This is a genomic window from Shigella sp. FJ200513, assembly GCF_040495915.1.
Classification (GTDB): domain Bacteria; phylum Pseudomonadota; class Gammaproteobacteria; order Enterobacterales; family Enterobacteriaceae; genus ECMA0423.
In genome coordinates this window covers 1-1,418 of record NZ_JBDYCV010000233.1, presented here as the reverse complement: position 1 = coordinate 1,418, position 1,418 = coordinate 1, and the positions used below count along the sequence as shown (strand labels likewise).

3 protein-coding genes are annotated in these 1,418 nt (G+C 53.8%); all 3 read left to right on the top strand.

Annotated features, from left to right (window positions below):
- Positions 1-111 precede the first annotated feature (111 nt).
- The gene (gene gpFI, locus ABZJ92_RS21830) at positions 112-513 is read left to right on the top strand and encodes a DNA-packaging protein FI (RefSeq protein WP_001074423.1); all 402 of its coding nucleotides are present in this window, start codon (positions 112-114) and stop codon (positions 511-513) included.
- Positions 514-524: 11 nt separating this feature from the next.
- Entirely contained in the window at positions 525-896 is a 372-nt protein-coding gene (locus tag ABZJ92_RS21825; RefSeq protein ID WP_000753026.1) for a head-tail joining protein, read from the top strand.
- Positions 883-1,418, top strand: a 536-nt coding sequence (locus tag ABZJ92_RS21820) for a phage tail protein (protein ID WP_353765463.1), incomplete at its 3' end; no start/stop codon positions are given. The genes ABZJ92_RS21825 and ABZJ92_RS21820, both read left to right, overlap by 14 nt.

The following is a 1,418-nucleotide window of genomic DNA, read 5'->3' as shown; positions in this document are numbered from 1 at the left end:
TGGACGACTGGGGGCAGTAATCATGCCGGGTCTGGCTGGCTAACACCCCATTATAAGGGGTACGAATAAAGTAACGGCGGGCTCCCGTTTTTTATTCGGACAGGAACAGATATGGCAAAGAAAGACGATAACCTGAAACGTCTGAGAGAACTGGCAGCATCGCTGGGACGTGAGCCGGATATCTCGGGAAGCGCAGCAGATATTGCGCAGCGTGTGGCTGAGCTGGAGGAGGAACTTGCCAATATGGATGACACTGACATCCGGGATAAGTCTGCCCACCCGGAAAATGCGCTGACCGGACATGAAAATGAGGTGATATCAGCGCAGCCGGAGACCGTGATTCAGAATATGGATGATCTGGTTACAGTCGTGGCACTGGTGACGCTGCATACCGATGCACTTCATGCCACGCGGGATGAACCTCTGGCATTTGTGCCGCCGGGAATGGCGTTCCGTGTCTTTGCCGGTGTGGCAGCCGGAATGACAGAACGTGGCCTGGCCAGAATGCAATAACGGGAGGCAGCGTGGCTGATTTCGATAATCTGTTTGATGTTGCACTTGATCTCGCAGACAAGGCCATTATTCGCAATATGGGGATTAGAGCGGTCATTACGTCAGGCCGGCTAAAAGGGATCATGATTTCCGGGGTTTTTGATGATCCTGAAAATATTTCTCTGGTGGCCGGCGGTGTGCGTATTGAAGACTCTTTACCATCCCTGTTTGTGAAAACAGCAGATATTTTACGGCTGTGTCGCAATGATTCGCTGATGATTGGTCGTGAGTCTTTCTGTGTGGATCGTATCACCCCTGATGATGGCGGATGTAGTTATATCCGGTTGCGGCGTGAGGGGCTGCCGGGAAACGTAAGGGCAGGACGATATTATGAAGGGGCTTGAGAATGCCATCCGCAATCTGAACAGCCTTGATACCCGTATGGTGCCACAGGCCAGCGCATGGGCGATAAACCGTGTGGCACAGAAAGCGGTCTCGGTTGCCACCCGGCAGGTTGCCGGGAATACCGTTGCGGGCGATAACCAGGTGAAAGGGATCCCCCTGAAACTGGTACGTCAGCGTGTCCGGGTGTTTAAAGCCAGTCCGTCAGGAAAAATGACGGCCAGGATCCGCGTTAACCGGGGCAATCCGCCCGCCATCAAACTGAACACAACACGGCGGCGTGCTGGTGAAGGACTGAGAGTGGGAAAATACTTTTTCCGGGGGGCATTTGTTCAGCAACTGGCGAATGGCCGCTGGCATGTTCTGAGGTGTCTTCCTGAAGCGCGTTTTGCAACAGGGCATGACCATCAGGGCAGGCTAAGAAAAAATCGTCTTCCTGTGGAGGTAGTGAAAATCCCGCTGTCCGGACCGCTGACACAGGCATTTGAAGATGCCCGCGACCGCATCATTGCTGCGGAAATGCC

Coding starts and splice junctions, on each gene's coding strand:
- gpFI (WP_001074423.1), top strand. CDS start 112: ATGGCAAAGAAAGACGATAACCTGAAACGTCTGAGAGAACTGGCAGCA.